This is a genomic window from Bacillus songklensis (assembly GCF_042649685.1).
Lineage (GTDB): Bacteria > Bacillota > Bacilli > Bacillales > Bacillaceae_H > Bacillus_BA > Bacillus_BA songklensis.
In genome coordinates this window covers 83,664-101,673 of the sequence record NZ_JBHRZT010000070.1, presented here as the reverse complement: position 1 = coordinate 101,673, position 18,010 = coordinate 83,664, and the positions used below count along the sequence as shown (strand labels likewise).

The following is an 18,010-nucleotide window of genomic DNA, read 5'->3' as shown; positions in this document are numbered from 1 at the left end:
CCGTTAAAATCGCCTGTCTATCTTAATGATAAAGAGTACAGGCGATTTTCTTGTTTTTAGGAAACAAAAAAGCATTCTTCGAGGAATGCTTTTTTGGCTTCATTAAAATTGAACCGCTTCTTCAATAAGAGTTTTTAATTCACTGATTGGCACACGTTTTTGTTCCATTGTGTCACGGTTGCGGATTGTTACCTGTTTGTCTTCTAATGAGTCAAAGTCAAATGTAATACAGAACGGTGTACCGATTTCATCATGACGGCGATAACGTTTACCGATGGAGCCGGCATCATCAAAATCCACCATGAAGTGTTTGGCCAAGTCTTCAAATACCGTTTTTGCTTCATCCGAAAGCTTTTTAGAAAGAGGAAGCACAGCTGCTTTGAAAGGTGCCAAGGCAGGATGCAAATGCATCACTGTACGGGATGTACCGTCTTCTAACGTTTCTTCTTCATAGGCATCAAGCAAGAATGCTAATGTCACGCGGTCTGCCCCTAAAGATGGCTCAATGCAGTAAGGGATATACCGTTCATTTGTTTCTTGATCGATATATTGGAAGTCCTCCCCTGAGTGTTCCATATGTTGTTTTAAGTCATAGTCTGTACGAGATGCAACACCCCATAGCTCACCCCAGCCAAACGGGAACTTATACTCGAAGTCGGTTGTCGCATTACTGTAGTGTGATAACTCATCTTCTGAGTGGTCACGAAGACGGATGCTCTCTTCCGTTAGACCAAGGGATAGTAACCACTTATGGCAGTGCTCTTTCCAGTAGTTGAACCATTCAAGCTCTTGGCCTGGTTTACAGAAGAATTCAAGTTCCATTTGCTCGAATTCACGCGTTCTGAAAGTAAAGTTGCCAGGAGTGATTTCGTTACGGAAGCTTTTACCGATTTGAGCAATACCAAACGGAAGCTTTTTACGCATGGAACGTTGAACATTTTTAAAGTTCACGAAAATCCCTTGTGCTGTCTCAGGGCGCAGGTAAATTTCGTTAGCAGATGTTTCCGTCACACCTTGGTGTGTTTTAAACATTAAGTTGAATTGGCGAATTTCTGTAAAGTTATCAGAACCACACTCTGGACATGTAATTTCATGTTCTTTAATTAGACTCATCATTTGATCGAAAGAAAGGCCGTCTACGATCATCTCAATATCCTTTTCTTGCAGCTTTTCTTCAATCAGCTTGTCTGCACGGTGCCGGGCTTTACAATTTTTACAGTCAATCATTGGATCGTTGAAGTTACCTAAGTGACCGGAAGCCTCCCAAGCTTTTGGGTTCATAAGAATAGCAGCATCTAAACCAACATTGTATGGGGACTCCTGAACAAACTTTTTCCACCAAGCTTTTTTGACATTGTTTTTTAACTCCACGCCAAGAGGGCCGTAATCCCACGTATTAGCGAGACCTCCGTAAATTTCAGAACCTTGGAAGATAAAGCCGCGATGCTTTGCGTGAGAAACGATTTGTTCCATTGAAACTGACATACAATTTTCCTCCTTCGTAATAAGTGGGCAGAGAAAAAACCAATAAAAAAATCCCCCATCCCACAGGCCTAATGCCCAGGGACGAGAGATTGTTTCCCGCGGTTCCACCCTGCTTGATACACGTTTGGTGTATCCTCTTTTCAGATGCACACTCCAGACTGCCGTTTCTCTAAATCTTTCTCTAGGCTCTCACCGCCCCTAGATCGCTTATATAATGAAGAGGATTTAGATACTATTGGTCCTTCATAGTATGATATGGTATCAATTTTTGTCTATATATTAGCACATCAGATTTAACTAAACAAGCATTGTTATAAGAATCTCTTTACCCGAGCAGTAAGACCCCCGCTTTAAAACTTGGCGTAATCGGAGAAGTTTAAGTGGGGGACGGAGGAAAAACCCACTGATGGAAGTTTTTTATTCACGTGTTTAGGTAGGATTTGCTTTCGTATATGGTATGCAGTTTTGCTATAATGTTGTAATGGAGCAACGAATGGAGGTTAACAAACACTATGTACGATATTAAAGAGTGGCGACACGTTTTCAAATTAGATCCGAATAAAGATATTTCAGATGAAGACCTGGAACGCATTTGTGAATCCGGAACAGATGCGGTAGTAGTTGGGGGAACAGATGGAGTTACATTGGACAACGTGCTGAGTTTACTAGCCCGCATTCGTCGTTATACGGTTCCGTGTGTACTGGAAGTATCGGCGATTGAAACGGTGACTCCGGGCTTTGATTTTTACTTTATTCCTACGGTCCTCAACAGCGGGAAACGCGATTGGATTGTAGGGCTGCATCATGAAGCCATGAAAGAGTACGGACATATCATGAATTGGGATGAAATCCTTGTAGAAGGTTATTGCATTTTAAATGAGAATTGTAAGGCAGCTCAAGTGACAGAAGCGAACACCCATTTAACAGAAGAGGATGTGATCGCGTATGCTCAAATGGCGGAGCAAATGTTTCACTTTCCCATTTTTTATCTAGAGTATAGCGGCGTGTACGGAAATGCTTCATTAGTGAAGCTGGTAAAGGATACAATGCAGCATACGCGGGTGTTTTATGGCGGGGGCATTGAGTCGATGGAGCAAGCAGCAGAGATGGCTCAGGCAGCTCATACAGTAGTAGTAGGAAACGTAATTTATAAAGATTTGACAACTGCTTTGCAAACTGTACAAGCAGTGAAAAATACGGTACGATAAAACAGAACGAATGTTTGGTTTGGGAGTGATGTCATTGCAATTTTTAAGTGAAAAATTATTGTCAGGTTTGAATCCAAAACAACAAGAGGCGGTCAAAGCAACAGACGGCCCTTTACTTATTATGGCAGGAGCGGGAAGTGGAAAAACAAGGGTGCTGACGCATCGCATTGCGTATTTAATGGCAGAAAAAGAAGTTGCCCCTTGGAATATTTTAGCCATTACCTTTACAAATAAGTCCGCGCGCGAAATGAGAGAACGTATTACCAGCTTACTAGGCGGAGCGGCAGATGAAATCTGGATTTCGACGTTCCACTCAATGTGTGTTCGCATTTTACGAAGAGATATTGATCGCATCGGTTATAACCGTAACTTTACGATCCTTGATACGACCGATCAGCTCTCGGTTATTAAGGCGATTTTAAAAGAGAAAAACATCGATCCGAAAAAGTTCGATCCTCGATCTTTCTTAGGAACGATCAGTTCAGCGAAGAACGAATTAATCAAACCGGAGCAATTTGACAAGACTGCTGCGAGCCCGTATGAGCAGATGGTCAGTGAAGTATATATCGATTACCAAAAGCGATTAAAAAAGAATCAGGCGTTAGATTTTGATGATCTTATTATGATTACAATCCAGTTATTCGAACGCGTTCCGGAAGTGTTAGAATATTACCAGCGAAAGTTTCAATACATTCATGTAGATGAGTACCAGGATACAAACCATGCTCAATACAAGCTTGTTAAGTTACTGGCGGAACGCTTCCAAAATATTTGTGTGGTCGGGGACTCCGATCAATCCATTTACCGTTGGCGCGGAGCGGATATTGCTAACATCTTGTCATTTGAAAAAGATTATCCCCAAGCGACCGTTATTTTGCTAGAACAAAACTATCGCTCAACGAAAAACATTTTAGCCGCGGCAAACGAAGTCATTGCGAACAATTTGAATCGTAAGCCGAAAAATTTATGGACAGAAAACGATGAAGGAACAAAAATTTTCCACTATCAAGCAATGAGTGAACATGAGGAAGCTCAGTTTGTGGCGGGTAAAATTAAACAAGCAGTAGAAAGCGGCAAACGAAAGTACTCGGACTTTGCCATCCTTTATCGTACGAATGCCCAATCACGTGTAATGGAGGAAGTGCTGTTAAAATCGAATATTAACTATACGATTGTCGGCGGTATTAAGTTCTACGACCGTAAAGAGATCAAGGACATGCTTGCTTATTTACGCTTAATTGCCAATCCTGATGATGACATCAGCCTGGTTCGTGTTGTGAACGTGCCGAAGCGGGGAATCGGTGCTACTTCTGTTGATAAGCTGGCTAATTACGCGATTGCCCACGATATCTCCATTTTTAAGGCATTAGGGGAGGTCGACTTTATTGGGCTCAGTGCAAAAGCGGTCAATGCCTTGATTGCATTCCGTGACATGATTACAAATTTAGCGAATATGCAGGATTATTTATCTGTTACCGAGTTAGTGGGAGAAGTCCTGGAAAGAACGGGTTATCGCGACATGCTGAAAGCGGAAAAGACAATTGAAGCACAAAGCCGCCTAGAAAACATTGATGAGTTCTTATCTGTCACGCAAAACTTTGAGAAGGGCAGTGAAGATAAGAGCCTTGTTGCCTTTTTAACGGATTTGGCTCTAGTAGCGGATATCGACCAGCTTGACAGTGAGGAAGATGAAAATGATGCTGTTATTTTGATGACACTGCACTCTGCTAAAGGATTAGAATTCCCAGAAGTCTTTTTAATCGGTCTGGAAGAAGGAGTCTTCCCGCACAGCCGCTCCCTTCAAGAGGAAGAAGAAATGGAAGAAGAGCGTCGTTTAGCTTATGGTGCGTGACGTTAGACAGAAATCGAGCTTGCTCGAAGGATTGTCTGGGCTAACGATTTGTTAGTTACAACTGAAACTGTGAGACCACGGTGGGATACCCAAATAAATCCCATGACTAGATGGCTGTTAATACTCCCCCATGCGTGTTTGGTAACGAATGCGTGTGAAGCGGGGTGAAGTCGCGTCGAGTAGCCCTAACAGGTTAAGCTGAGGAAAGGTTAAACATACTGCGAAAGTGATGCGGACAGGGAGCTATATATGGTTAGAATTTGAAAAATCAATGACGAACTGCTGAATGTACGCCTCGTAGAGCGGTCTTTAGAAATGAAGGCTAATTAATTACTTTCCAGAACAGATATCGTAGCGGTTTGTGATGGATGAAGCTAATGGGTTGCTTCACTCTATAAAGAGAGGTAATCGGGGTAAAGGCAGGACCTAAGTATAGTTATATACCTAGCAGTTTCGGAACGTCAGAAGTCCCTAACGATTAAGTAATAACTTGGGGAGCAGCAAGCCTAGGCTGTGAAAGAGTTATGAATAGGGATGGCAGTAGGGGTGTAGTACCAATGAAACTCTGATAATAAGGAGTGGAGGGAAGGCCCCAAGTCTAAGGGACAGGTTAATCGCTATCCTTATTATGATAACCTGTTTACTTAGATGGAACGCCGTGTGCGGTGAAAGCCGCACGCACGGTGTGGGGTGGGGGAAAAGCTGGAGATCACATCAAAGGCTTACCTATCACCATTAGGAATTACAAGGGCGGAGGAAGTACTCTATCTTCTTCATGCGCAGATGAGAACGTTGTTTGGTAAGACAAACATCAATCCGATGTCCCGTTTCATTAACGAAATCCCAGATGAATTGGTGGAGCGATTGAACGAGCGCAAAAAATCGCTTTCTCCATCCACAGTCAATCGTCCCGTAAAACGTTCGATGGCCGCACGCCCTGCTCTATCCTCAACTGGGGGCGAATCGATTGATTGGCAAGTGGGGGATAAAGCCGAGCATAAAAAATGGGGAATTGGTACAGTAGTAAGTGTAAAAGGAGAAGGGGATTCAAAGGAGCTCGATATTGCGTTCCCGAGCCCGACTGGCATTAAGCGTTTGTTGGCGAAATTTGCACCTGTTACGAAAGTATAATTTGTCAATCACGAATTGTGTAAAGGAGTAAAAGGAATGAATGTAGAAACGGCTAAGGTTCGTGTTCAAGAGCTGCATGATCAGTTGAACCGTTACAATTATGAGTACTATGTACTGGATAATCCGAGTGTCCCTGATGCGGAATACGATCAACGAATGCAAGAGCTAATTGATCTTGAAACGCAATTTCCCGAGTTAAGAACATCCGACTCCCCATCCCAGCGAGTTGGAGGACAAGCGCTGGATGCATTTGAAAAAGTGGAACATAAAACACCGATGTTAAGCTTGGCAAATGCCTTCAATGAGCAGGACCTGCGCGATTTTGATCGCCGTGTCCGCCAGGTAGTGGGAGATGGTGTTGCTTACGTTTGTGAGCTGAAAATTGATGGATTAGCTGTTTCCCTTCGCTATGAGGACGGCTATTTTGTACAGGGAGCGACGCGAGGTGATGGAACAACGGGAGAAGATATTAGTGCTAACTTAAAAACGATTCGTTCTATTCCGCTGCGCTTGCCGGAGCCTCTTTCGATCGAAGTAAGAGGCGAAGCTTATATGCCAAAGAAATCGTTTGATGCTTTAAACGAAATCAAGGCTGAGCAAGGAGAAGTTCCTTTTGCTAATCCAAGAAATGCAGCGGCTGGTTCGTTAAGACAGCTTGACCCTAAAATTGCGGCAAAGCGCAATCTCGATTTATTTTTGTATGCGATTGCCGATGCAGGAAATACAGGGGTTGAGTCCCATAGTGAAGGATTAAATTTACTTGATAAATTGGGCTTTAAGACGAATCCAAACCGCCAGAAATGTGCTACGATAGATGAGGTTTTAGAATATGTGGATAGCTGGAGAGAGAAGCGGCCTGATTTACCTTATGAAATTGACGGCATTGTCATTAAGGTCGATTTATTTAACCAGCAGGAACAGCTTGGTACAACTGCCAAAAGTCCACGCTGGGCCATCGCTTATAAGTTCCCGGCTGAAGAAGTGATGACAAGGCTCTTAGGAATTGAGCTGAATGTAGGGCGGACAGGTGTCGTAACGCCAACCGCCTTACTGGAGCCGGTTCGAGTTGCCGGGACGATTGTAAGACGTGCGTCCTTGCACAACGAAGACCTTATTCGCGAAAAAGACATTCATATCGGTGACTATGTTGTCGTGAAAAAGGCAGGAGACATCATCCCGGAAGTGGTAAATGTCATTGTAGATCGCAGAAGCGGTGAAGAGCAAGAGTTTCATATGCCGACACACTGTCCGGAATGCGATAGTGAACTTGTGCGTTTGGAAGGCGAGGTTGCGTTGCGCTGTATTAATCCTAGCTGTCCCGCTCAAATTCGTGAAGGGCTCATTCATTTTGTGTCCCGTAACGCCATGAACATCGATGGTTTAGGTGAAAAGGTGATTACACAGCTGTTTAAGGAAGATCTCGTTCACGATGTTGCTGATTTATACCGTTTAACAAAAGAGCAGCTCATTCAATTGGAAAGAATGGGAGAGAAATCAGCTGATAATTTAATCCAAGCGATTGAAACATCGAAAAGCAATTCTTTAGAGAAGCTATTGTTCGGCTTAGGGATTCGTCATGTAGGTGCCAAAGCTGCGAAAACATTGGCTCAACACTTCGAAACGATGGACAGGCTAAAAGAAGCAACCTATGATGAATTAGTAGCAATCAACGAAATAGGGGATAAAATGGCTGATGCCGTTGTCACTTATTTCTCCCAGCCGGAAGTACTCGAGCTTTTGGCTGAATTAGAGTCATTCGATGTGAATATGACATACAAAGGGCCAAGGCAAGTTGAGCCATCAGAGATCGATTCTTATTTCGCCGGCAAAACCATTGTACTAACCGGAAAGCTCGAACAATTAGCACGTAACGAGGCCAAAGCCAAGATTGAAGAACTTGGCGGAAAAGTCACCGGGAGTGTCAGTAAAAAGACCGATCTTGTCATTGCAGGAGAAGAAGCCGGCTCCAAATTAACAAAGGCACAAGAGCTTGGTATCGAAGTTTGGGACGAAGCTCGAATGCTCCAAGAATTAAATAAATAAGAGCAGTAAAACAATAGCCTAAAACTTAAATAACCTTGTAAAAAAGTGGCTGTTTGTCTTTTATATGGAGATTGTTTTACAGCTCTCCCCCCCCTCAGTGAGTGTGAAGGATTTTCTCATTTGTCTATAAGTGTCTATATATTAATTAATAAGAGGTGTCAAATGTTTTGTTGAAAAAAACGTTTTTAATTTCTCTCATCGTCATGCTGTTTGTCTCAGCGTGTGCACCTAATTTCAAAAAAGAGGATGAAGTTGTACAGCAGACGGATTCTAAAAAAGAAAAAGCAATTATTCCAAAGTTTAGTATTTCAGATAGTTATTATCGAACAATCCTTCCGTTTAAAGCAGGAGAAGCGAGAGGACTTGTTGCATCTAATTTAAATAACCGCCTTGATATTACAGAATTTGAGACTGGCTTAATGAGATTGGCACAGTCTGAGTTTCCCGCCGATCAGTATTTTTATCAAGAAGGGCAATATCTCGAGAAAAAAACTGTTCAGGCGTGGTTAAAGAGAAAAAAGACCGATCAACAATTAGCAGAGGCCCAAAAAGAATCGAAAGACAAAAAAGTCCAAAACTTAGGATTAAACCCAATTGATACGGGAAAGGGTTCGTTAGAAGAACGAAATAAAAGAAGTCCGATATATCTTTCCCATATTTTAGAGCAAGATTATTTAATTAAAGGTGATGATGAGAAGCTTCAACTCGGCGGCATCATGATTGGCTTAGCTTTAAATTCGACTCATTACTACGCCGAAGAGCATGGGTATCCTCGGGAAGTAAAAATTAAACAAGAAGAGCTTGAACGGGAAGGAAAGAAAATAGCAGAAGAGATTATTAAACGCATGAGGGAAATGGAAGGGCTCGGACAAGTTCCAATCACGATAGGTCTGTTTAAACAAATGCCTAAAAATTCTATTACTCCAGGAAACTTCTTTGCCGTAGGAGCAGCTGACAAAGGAGAGGCAACGATTGATAACTGGGAAAAGATAGATGAGAAATATTACTTATTTCCTTCATCTGAAGCAACGAAAGACTATCGGGACGATGCCATGATGTTTAATGAATTCAAGAGCAAGATTGAAGATTATTTCCCTAACTTTACAAGTGTCATTGCCCGCGGTTATTACAAAGACGGACAATTACAGCAGATGACCGTTGAGATTCCAATTCAATTTTACGGAAAAGGCGAGGTTATCGGGTTTACCCAATATGTGGCTGGTTTAATGCTTGAGCATTTTCCTCCTCATATCTCGACTCAAGTATATATTACTTCTACCGCTGGACCTGAAAGTGTCATTGTAAGAGAAGCAAATAAAGAAAAACCGTTTGTTCATATTTATCAATAAAAGAGGTCTGGACGTATTTTTAGGCGTCCGGACCCCTTTTTATATATTATATAAAAATATTTTTTAATATTTTAATAATTTTGATGTTTGGAGTAGTCAGTATATTCCAGTAAAATGAAAATTATGATATGTAACCGTTTTTTGTATTGGGCAGGGAAGGGAATGCAATATATTAATCTTTAAAACTAACTCTCAGGAAACGAAGTGTCCTTGAATGAAAAAGGGCGGTTTTCTCTCGTTTGTGCATGTTGATAGTGGGATAAAAATACAAAAAAACAACTATGGTGAAAGGTTGCTCCATTAGGCTAAAGTTTGGTATTATCAGTATATTGCAGTGGGACGAATATCCGGAGGTGAAAGGACATGTCAAGAATTTCAATCGACCAAGTAAAGCATGTTGCACATTTAGCGCGTTTAGCGATTACAGAGGAAGAAGCATCCATGTTTCAAAAACAGTTAGATGCGATTATTACATATGCAGAACAATTAAATGAATTAGATACAACGAATGTAGAGCCAACTTCGCACGTATTAGCGATGAAGAACGTAATGCGTGAAGATGAGCCGAAACAGGGCTTACCGATTGAAGAGGTTGTGAAAAATGCACCAGACCACAAAGATGGATACATTCGTGTACCATCTATTTTAGAGTAAGGAAGGAGGCTTTATTATGTCACTTTTTGATTCAAAGATATCGGAATTACATAAGAAGTTACATAACAAAGAAATTCGTGTACAAGACCTTGTCGACGAATCATATAAACGTATTAATGAAGTAGACGAAAAAGTAGGCGCATTTTTAGCGTTAAATGAAGAACAGGCTCATACTTATGCAAAAGAATTAGATGAAGCATTAGGAACGAAGGATGAATTCGGTCTATTATTTGGTATGCCAATCGGCATCAAGGATAACATTGTAACAAATGGCTTACGTACAACATGCTCTAGTAAAATTCTAGCAAACTTCGACCCCATTTATGATGCAACTGTTGTTCAAAAACTAAAAAACGCAGAGGCTGTTACCATTGGTAAGTTGAACATGGACGAGTTTGCGATGGGGTCTTCTACGGAAAATTCAGGCCTTCAATTAACGAGAAACCCATGGAATCTTGGTCATGTACCAGGCGGTTCAAGTGGTGGATCGGCAGCGGCAGTTGCAGCAGGAGAAGTACCATTCTCATTAGGCTCAGATACGGGTGGTTCCGTCCGTCAACCGGCTTCTTATTGTGGCGTTGTTGGCTTGAAACCTACATATGGCCGTGTATCTCGATACGGTTTAGTTGCGTTTGCGTCTTCTTTGGATCAAATTGGACCAATCACAAGAACGGTAGAAGATAATGCTTACTTACTTCAAGCCATTGCGGGGTTAGATCCAATGGATTCGACATCCGCTAATGTTGATGTACCTGATTATGTATCTGCTTTAACAGGCGATATTAAAGACTTGAAGATTGCCGTACCGAAAGAATATTTAGGTGAAGGGGTAAGTGAAGAAGTTCGTCAATCCGTTCTGGATGCGTTAAAAGCATTAGAGGGATTAGGCGCTACTTGGGAAGAGGTTTCCCTTCCGCATTCTAAATATGCGTTAGCAACTTACTATTTATTATCGTCTTCTGAAGCATCAGCGAACCTTGCCCGCTTTGACGGTGTTCGTTACGGTTATCGCACAGATAACGCTGAAAGCTTAATTGAGATGTACAAACAAACACGGAGCGAAGGCTTTGGTGACGAAGTTAAACGCCGCATCATGCTTGGTACGTTTGCATTAAGCTCCGGTTATTATGATGCTTACTATAAAAAAGCACAACAAGTCCGTACATTAATCAAGCAAGACTTTGAAAATGTATTTGAAAAATACGATGTCATCATTGGACCAACAACACCGACACCGGCATTTAAAATCGGTGAGAAAACAAGCGATCCAATGACCATGTATGCTAATGATATCTTAACGATTCCGGTTAACCTTGCAGGTGTTCCAGGGATTTCTGTACCATGCGGACTTTCTGATGGGTTGCCTTTAGGATTGCAGATCATAGGTAAACACTTTGATGAATCGACCATTTACCGTGTTGCTCATGCGTTCGAGCAAGCAACAGAACATCATAAAGCAAAACCAGCATTGTAAGGGGTGAGAACAAGATGAACTTTGAAACAATTATTGGTCTTGAAGTACACGTTGAGTTAAAAACGAAGTCAAAAATCTTCTCTGCAAGTCCCAATGCATTCGGTGCGGATCCAAATACGCAAACGAGTGTTATTGAATTAGGATATCCAGGCGTACTTCCTGTTTTAAACAGGCAGGCTGTGGAGTTTGCGATGAAGGCTGCAATGGCATTAAACTGCGAAATTGCGACAGACACGAAATTTGACCGTAAAAACTATTTCTATCCAGACAATCCAAAAGCATATCAAATTTCTCAATTTGACAAGCCGATTGGCGAGAACGGCTGGATTGACATTGAAGTGAACGGTAAAACCAAACGTATTCGCATTAACCGTCTTCACTTAGAGGAAGATGCAGGGAAATTAACGCATACAGGCGACGGTTATTCCTTAGTAGACTTTAACCGTCAAGGTACTCCCTTAGTGGAGATTGTATCCGAGGCTGATATGCGTTCTCCTGAAGAAGCATACGCATACCTTGAAAAATTAAAATCCATTATCCAATACACAGGTGTATCAGACTGTAAAATGGAGGAAGGTTCTCTTCGTTGTGATGCGAACATTTCTCTTCGTCCAATCGGTCAAGAGAAATTCGGTACAAAGACAGAGCTGAAGAACTTAAACTCATTCGCCTTCGTTCAAAAAGGTCTTGAGTACGAAGAGAAACGTCAAGAAAAAGTGCTTCTTTCAGGTGGAGAAATCCAACAAGAAACACGCCGCTATGATGAGGCAAGCAAAACAACGATCTTAATGCGCGTAAAAGAAGGTTCTGATGATTACCGTTACTTCCCGGAGCCGGACCTTGTGGCGCTGCACATTGATGATGAGTGGAAAGCGCGGGTGCGTGCAGAAATCCCTGAGCTTCCGGATGCACGTCAAAAGCGCTATGTAGAAGAGTTTGGTTTGCCATCTTATGACGCCAAAGTCTTAACGGTAACGAAGGAAATGGCGGATTTCTTCGAAGCGACAGTTAATGCCGGAGCCGATGCTAAGCTGGCATCTAACTGGTTAATGGGTGAAGTATCTGCTTATTTAAATGCAGAGCAAAAAGAGTTGAAAGATGTTGCGCTAACACCGGAAGGTTTAGCTGGTATGATCAAATTGATCCAAGACGGTACCATTTCTTCTAAGATTGCCAAGAAAGTATTCAAAGAGCTGATTGAAAACGGCGGCGATGCCGAAAAGATCGTCAAAGAAAAAGGTCTTGTTCAAATTTCGGACGAAGGTGCTTTACGCAAAATCGTTACAGAAGCCCTGGATGCAAATCCTCAATCCATCGAGGACTACAAGAACGGAAAAGAGAAAGCAATTGGTTTCTTGGTTGGTCAAATCATGAAAGCTACTAAAGGACAAGCGAATCCGCCGATGGTTAATAAATTATTGTTAGAAGAAATTCAAAAGCGCTAAGTAATGTAATAGCCCTCCCTTCTTCTGAAGGGAGGGCTATTACGTTATGTAGCTTTCCAGGGACAGCTACAAGCTTAGAAACATAAATAATTTGAACACTAAATGATGCAAAAGATATTCTTCAAAGGAAATAATCGGGATTAATTCACTCATTAATAAGCTATTTTCTAGTGATAATTGCTTGTTTTTTCTATATTTGTTATACTTATTTGCGCAAATTGGTGTACTTTTCAACTTAGAGACGCTGCTCGTTGGTGGGTGGTGTTTTTTTCGTGTAGAATAGAAAAGGACATGTTTGAAAAAGGAGTAAGTTTACGATAATAAGGATTAGTGAAAAATTATCATTATTTATAGGATGATGGGATATGAAACGAGCAAGGATTATTTACAATCCGACTTCCGGACGTGAGCTATTTAAAAAACATTTACCGGAAGTGTTACAAAAATTGGAACAGGCAGGTTATGAAACATCTTGCCACGCGACAACAGGAGCTGGTGATGCAACTAAGGCGGCGCGCAAGGCTGTTGAGCGCAAGTTTGATTTAGTCATTGCGGCAGGCGGAGACGGTACGATCAATGAGGTAGTCAACGGTATTGCCGAACAGGAATATCGTCCAAAATTAGGAATTATACCTGTTGGGACGACTAATGATTTCGCCCGTGCCATTGGTGTACCAAGAACAACGATTGAAGCAGCTTGTGATGTGATTACAGAGGGTGTTTCAGTGCCTATTGATCTTGGCAGTGTGACAAACGAAGGAAAAACGCATTATTTCATCAATATTGCCGGTGGCGGACGTTTAACAGAGTTGACATACGAAGTGCCAAGTAAATTAAAAACGATGCTTGGACAGCTTGCTTACTATCTTAAAGGGATGGAAATTTTACCGTCCATTAAGCCGACAAACGTTAGAGTTGAGTATGATGGCAGAATGTTTGAAGGCGAAGTTATGTTGTTTCTTGTATCGTTAACGAATTCAGTTGGCGGTTTTGAAAAGTTAGTACCAGATTCTTCTTTAAATGATGGAATGTTTGATTTAATTATTTTAAAGAAAACGAACCTTGCAGAATTTATCCGGATTGCGACACTCGCTTTACGCGGGGATCATATTAACGATCCAAATTTGATTTATACAAAAGCGAATCGCGTTAAAGTGTTCACAGATGAAAAAATGCAATTGAATTTAGACGGAGAATATGGGGGATTGCTCCCTGGAGAATTCGTTAACTTATACCGGCATATCGAAGTGTTTGTACCAAAGAAAAAAGCAGAAGCAATGGAGAGAGGCGAGAATCTTCCAGACGTGTAAAAATATCATCTTGAACATCTTCGCTAAATGGACCTTTTCCTCAAGATACAATCAGTTCAGCATTTTAGAAAAGGATGTAACATACGATGACCAAACAACAACTACCGGTTCAAAAGAATGAATATGTAGATGTCACATTTGAAGATTTAACCCATGATGGAGCAGGAGTAGCGAAGGTTGAAGGCTTTCCTATCTTTGTGCCGAATGCTTTGCCCGGCGAGCGTGGAAAAGTGAAAGTGATGAAAGTGAAAAAAGGGTATGCGTTCGGGAGATTGGAGGAAATACATGAAGAAAGCCAATATCGAATGACTCCTCCATGCCCCATCTATAAAGAATGCGGCGGTTGCCAGCTGCAGCATTTGAGTTATGAAGGGCAGCTTGTTTTTAAACAAAAGCAAGTGAAAGAAGTAATGGCACGCATCGGCCATTTACCTGATGTTCCCGTTCATTCTGTATTAGGGATGAATGATCCATGGCGCTACCGTAATAAAGCCCAGGTTCCTGTCGGAGAGCGAGAAGGAGGGCTTATCGCAGGCTTTTATCAACAGCGAAGCCATGAGATTATCGACATGGAAGCTTGTCTCATTCAACAAGAAAAAAATGATGAAATTGTTCAGGCTGTGAAAGAGATTTGCGGGAAATACGATATCCGTGCGTACGATGAACAAAAACACCGCGGTACATTGCGCCATATTATGACCCGCTACGGCCTTGTTACAGGGGAGGCCATGGTGGTACTCGTAACTAAAACAGAAGAGCTGCCTCATAAGAACAGCATTGTACAAGAAATCATCGAGAAATTCCCACAAGTGAAATCAATTGTCCAAAACGTTAATTCAAAGCGTACGAATGTCATCATGGGTGACAAAACAAATGTGCTTTGGGGCGAGGAATATATTTATGATTTAATCGGCGACATCAAGTTTGCTATCTCGGCACGCTCCTTTTACCAAGTTAACCCTAAGCAAACGAAGGTATTGTATGACAAAGCATTGGAGTATGCACAGCTGACCGGTGAGGAAACGGTAATTGACGCCTATTGCGGCATTGGAACCATTTCACTTTTCCTTGCGCAAAAAGCGAAAAAAGTATATGGTGTTGAAATTGTTCCTGAGGCGATTGAAGACGCAAAACGCAATGCGAAATTAAATGGCATGACGAATGTTGAGTTTGAAGTAGGAGAAGCGGAAAGAGTTATTCCTGACTGGTATGATAAAGGTATTAAAGCAGATGTCATCGTTGTTGATCCGCCAAGGAAAGGCTGTGATGAAGCCCTGCTGCAAACCATCATTGACATGAAGCCGAAAAGGGTGGTGTATGTATCCTGTAATCCGGCTACACTTGCCCGCGATCTTCGGATTTTAGAGGACGGCGGGTATAAAACCGTACAGGTGCAGCCTGTTGATATGTTTCCACATACGCTGCATGTGGAGTCGGTAGCCGTGCTGCAACTAAAAGAAGATGAATGAGTTTCTTAATGGAGTGATTGTTCTATTCACTCCATTTTGCCTGTTACGACCAACTTGAAGACCAAGGAGTGAAGTCATTGTATTTGACCGTTAAAGAGACCGCCGAGTTTTTATCTGCGTCGGAGTCGTATATTGAAAGCCTCATACGGCAAAAGCGAATCCGTGCTATCCATGATGGAGAGAAGTATTTGATTTATAAGGAGCAATTCAATACGCATTTGGAACAAATGGAAAAGTACAAAAAACTAGTGGAAGAAATGCTCAATGAACCAATTCCAGAAGATTTGGACGTGAAGGATGAGGATTAAGTTTAACACTCCTGTCACACTTCATCTCTCCTTTTTTCTGATCCAACTGTTTATCAATTTTGATAGGTACTGTTCACTACCGGTCGCGGATGAAAATTAAGGTGCGGTTACGTATGTAAACTGTATTTCGGTTTGATTCCGACTCGAAATCAGACGCCATGAATTTGTGCTATTGAAGTATGTCAAGGCATGGGAATATTTCATACTTTATATAGAAAATGAAGTTTTGAAATAGGGGGTGAAAAGGATGACAGATCGAAATTCTCTTTCTAGATATAAGAAAGATGATAATGGAGTTCTTTGGATATGGAATTATGTCGCAAATGCTAGATTAAAAGCTGGCTATAAAATAAAAACCTTACTCCATTATGAGCAATCCCCATTCCAAGAAATTAGTATTGTCGATACGAAAGGTTTTGGAAAAATGCTTATATTGGATGGAACACCGCAAATATCAACAAATGAGGGATTTATTTATAATGAAATGATTAGTCACATTCCCATCGTGACCCATCCAGATCCGAAGAAGGTGGCCATGATTGGCGGAGGAGATTGTGGCCCTGCACGTGAGGCGATGAAATATGCAGGGATTGAACAAATCGATGTAGTGGAAATTGATCAACGGGTTACAGAGGTATGTCGGATGTGGTTAACTCCTTCCTCTTATTATGAAAACGATCAAAGATTCCACATGATCCATCGCGATGGTCTCGATTGGATTCAGGAGAATAAAGGAAGCTATGACGTCCTTATTATTGACCGACCAGATCCAGCTGGACCGGGAGCCAAGTTATTTAAACCGGATTTTTACCAATATGTCTATGATTGTCTTACTAATGACGGCGTTGTTGCCTTTCAGTCAGGCTCCCCCTACTATAACATTTCTACTCTAAAAAATACTGTGAAAAACTTGAGGGATTTATTCCCCATTGTCCGTCCGTACTTGGTCTCTATACCAATCTTTCCTTGTGGTATTTGGAGTTTCACAATTGCCTCCAAGAAATGGGATCCTCTTCAGGCAGATCTCAACAAGTTGCAACACAAGGATACTCAATATATTGACCCTGAGATTTTTCTTGCTTCTTTTGTTTTGCCGAAATACGTGAAAAATATAGTGGATGAAGGGACTCCTTAAGGTAATCAACTTGAAAAAGGGACAAACGTTCTGCCTCTTTCCGTCTAATATCCTGCCAACTCAGTCAATAGCTTCTTCTTAGAAACGATTAATAAAATAAGAGAGTTTGTCCGTGAAGCGAGGTTTATTTTATGCAATTAAAAGAAAAAGGGCGGTGGTCTTTTAACCGCTCTCCCTTTAAGAATAAATGGTTCCCTATGTAACGGGCAATAAATGGTTGTTGGTGATTAATTGATCACAAATGTTGTTTGGAAATCATTTATAATTCGGGAAAATATATCAACTATTTTAGAACAGTGCTTACTTCGAACTGTTCGGGATAACTCGATTTGAAAAGTATTAAAGTTATGATGATATCCCGAATACCCCTTTCCGTCTCCTAGTCTATGAAAAACAATGGACTTGTTGCCAATAAATTTTTTATCAAATACTACTTCTATTTCGGGTATAATTTCTAGGGCCTTCTTCGTTAAGATTTCCTCGAACCAACTTCTAATTTCCATCGAACACGATTGTCCATGGACTGTTCCAACTTCAATAGCATAAGGTCCGTGATGAATATCCTTCATACCATGAAAAGATAAATGTAGATAAGGTTGTGTTAAATGGTTGTTAACATGATCTAATATGTCTAAAAATTCAAGGATATCTTTAATGGCATTTCTATATTCTTTTATACCTTCATCATTGTCACCATTAGGGCTTCTATTCAAATCAGCATGATTTCTCGATACTGTACCAACAATACCAGCACATCCTGTTTTTTTTATTAGATTCTCCACAATTTTGTCGGTAAATAAATCCGCTGCAGGCGGCGTAGCATGTAAGGCATCGACGTGACAGCATATAAATCCTTTGCCTTTGTTATATTTCAAGTAGTTTTGATGAATAAATTTCAATGGCATCGGTCATTCCTCCTTTATTTCGTCCCCAATCATGTCCCTCCATAATAACAAATGCAAGCGAAATGGAATTTGTGAAACATTATAGTAATTTGATAAGAAATATATACCCTCTCTTTAAAGTCAACAAAGCTTTCTATCCTTATATGGGCTTAACCGGGATAAACACACAGGAAACTTATTTGGATATTTATAATATATTATTAATTAACTAATTAACTTTTTGTATAGTATGAACGGAAGAA

At 41.1% G+C, this 18,010-nt stretch carries 12 protein-coding genes and 3 pseudogenes; 13 read left to right on the top strand and 2 right to left on the bottom strand.

Going from position 1 to position 18,010, the window contains the following annotated elements; all coding sequences use genetic code 11:
* Positions 1-102: 102 nt before the first annotated feature.
* On the bottom strand, positions 103-1,485 hold the full coding sequence (locus ACFOU2_RS18650) for a glycine--tRNA ligase (protein WP_377917801.1): 1,383 nt from the start codon (positions 1,483-1,485) through the stop codon (positions 103-105).
* A gap of 512 nt (positions 1,486-1,997) precedes the next feature.
* On the opposite strand from ACFOU2_RS18650, the gene ACFOU2_RS18645 reads away from it, so the two are divergent.
* The 13 genes and pseudogenes from ACFOU2_RS18645 (at position 1,998) to speE (ending at position 16,863) form a co-directional block, all read left to right on the top strand.
* Positions 1,998-2,693, top strand: coding sequence for a heptaprenylglyceryl phosphate synthase (locus ACFOU2_RS18645; protein ID WP_377917799.1), 696 nt, complete (start codon positions 1,998-2,000; stop codon positions 2,691-2,693).
* A gap of 28 nt (positions 2,694-2,721) precedes the next feature.
* A pseudogene (pcrA, locus tag ACFOU2_RS18640) lies at positions 2,722-4,536 on the top strand (DNA helicase PcrA); the annotation flags it as partial.
* 741 nt (positions 4,537-5,277) lie between these two features.
* Positions 5,278-5,415, top strand: a pseudogene (locus tag ACFOU2_RS25735) (hypothetical protein); the annotation flags it as partial.
* Between the two features lie 48 nt (positions 5,416-5,463).
* Positions 5,464-5,676: pseudogene (locus ACFOU2_RS25730) on the top strand (hypothetical protein); the annotation flags it as partial.
* Positions 5,677-5,712: 36 nt separating this feature from the next.
* Entirely contained in the window at positions 5,713-7,719 is a 2,007-nt protein-coding gene (gene ligA / locus ACFOU2_RS18630) for an NAD-dependent DNA ligase LigA (RefSeq protein ID WP_377917797.1), read from the top strand.
* A gap of 170 nt (positions 7,720-7,889) precedes the next feature.
* Positions 7,890-9,068: a CamS family sex pheromone protein gene (locus ACFOU2_RS18625; protein ID WP_377917850.1), complete on the top strand. Its 1,179-nt coding sequence runs from the start codon at positions 7,890-7,892 to the stop codon at positions 9,066-9,068.
* 363 nt (positions 9,069-9,431) lie between these two features.
* Positions 9,432-9,722 (top strand): Asp-tRNA(Asn)/Glu-tRNA(Gln) amidotransferase subunit GatC, encoded by a 291-nt coding sequence (gene gatC, locus ACFOU2_RS18620; RefSeq protein WP_377917795.1) that lies wholly within the window; start codon positions 9,432-9,434, stop codon positions 9,720-9,722.
* 16 nt (positions 9,723-9,738) lie between these two features.
* Positions 9,739-11,196, top strand: a complete 1,458-nt coding sequence (gene gatA, locus ACFOU2_RS18615) for an Asp-tRNA(Asn)/Glu-tRNA(Gln) amidotransferase subunit GatA (protein ID WP_377917793.1) — start codon at positions 9,739-9,741, stop codon at positions 11,194-11,196.
* 14 nt (positions 11,197-11,210) lie between these two features.
* Complete coding sequence (gene gatB, locus ACFOU2_RS18610; RefSeq protein ID WP_377917791.1) at positions 11,211-12,641, top strand: Asp-tRNA(Asn)/Glu-tRNA(Gln) amidotransferase subunit GatB; 1,431 nt, start codon at positions 11,211-11,213, stop codon at positions 12,639-12,641.
* A 365-nt stretch (positions 12,642-13,006) separates the two neighbouring features.
* A complete protein-coding gene (locus ACFOU2_RS18605) occupies positions 13,007-13,951 on the top strand; it encodes a diacylglycerol kinase (protein ID WP_377917790.1) in 945 nt (314 codons plus the stop codon).
* A gap of 86 nt (positions 13,952-14,037) precedes the next feature.
* Positions 14,038-15,420, top strand: a complete 1,383-nt coding sequence (gene rlmD / locus ACFOU2_RS18600; RefSeq protein ID WP_377917788.1) for a 23S rRNA (uracil(1939)-C(5))-methyltransferase RlmD — start codon at positions 14,038-14,040, stop codon at positions 15,418-15,420.
* A 77-nt stretch (positions 15,421-15,497) separates the two neighbouring features.
* A complete protein-coding gene (locus tag ACFOU2_RS18595) occupies positions 15,498-15,728 on the top strand; it encodes an excisionase family DNA-binding protein (protein WP_377917786.1) in 231 nt (76 codons plus the stop codon).
* A 247-nt stretch (positions 15,729-15,975) separates the two neighbouring features.
* A complete protein-coding gene (speE, locus tag ACFOU2_RS18590; RefSeq protein WP_377917784.1) occupies positions 15,976-16,863 on the top strand; it encodes a polyamine aminopropyltransferase in 888 nt (295 codons plus the stop codon).
* 227 nt (positions 16,864-17,090) lie between these two features.
* Here the strand turns inward: speE and ACFOU2_RS18585 are convergent, their stop codons facing one another.
* Entirely contained in the window at positions 17,091-17,768 is a 678-nt protein-coding gene (locus ACFOU2_RS18585) for a hypothetical protein (RefSeq protein WP_377917782.1), read from the bottom strand.
* Between the last annotated feature and the right edge of the window lie 242 nt (positions 17,769-18,010).